Genomic DNA, 452 nt, shown 5'->3' with positions numbered 1-452 from the left:
ATACCATCCAGAATAGGCTTCAGGGTATGGTGTTCCTGGCCTTCACCAAAGGCCTGGGCTTCCACAATGATCTGATGTTTCTTGTCCACGGCAGCCACGCCGTTGTAGCCCTGAATGGTGCCTTTGTTCGTCGTCATCTTACCCGATTCATTGTCGGTGATATTGCTTTTAATCTCTTTCGGCTTTTTCCCTTGCCCCATCCTTGGGGTGGCCGTCTTTAGGAACTGATCGATCTTGGTAAAATGTTTTCCCAGTGTTGCCAATGACTGTTCGATTTGATCTTTGCGCTCACGCTCTTTGGGTTTACGACGATCGAGTTTTTTATGCTGTTTCATACATTGTTTTATTTGACGCTGTATTTTATCGCGCTTTTCGCTCAACTCGTTCAGGGTACCAGAGTGTTCCTTGGCGGCATTGGAAGGCATTTTGCAGCCGTCGATGGCGAAGAGTTC

1 pseudogene is annotated in these 452 nt (G+C 47.6%); it reads right to left on the bottom strand.

Annotated features, from left to right (window positions below):
• Positions 1 to 452 (bottom strand): annotated as a pseudogene (locus MIB40_RS19485) (IS1182 family transposase); the annotation flags it as partial.

The sequence above is a fragment of the Aestuariirhabdus haliotis genome (assembly GCF_023509475.1).
Classification (GTDB): domain Bacteria; phylum Pseudomonadota; class Gammaproteobacteria; order Pseudomonadales; family Aestuariirhabdaceae; genus Aestuariirhabdus; species Aestuariirhabdus haliotis.
This window is presented reverse-complemented; position numbering and strand designations above follow the sequence as displayed.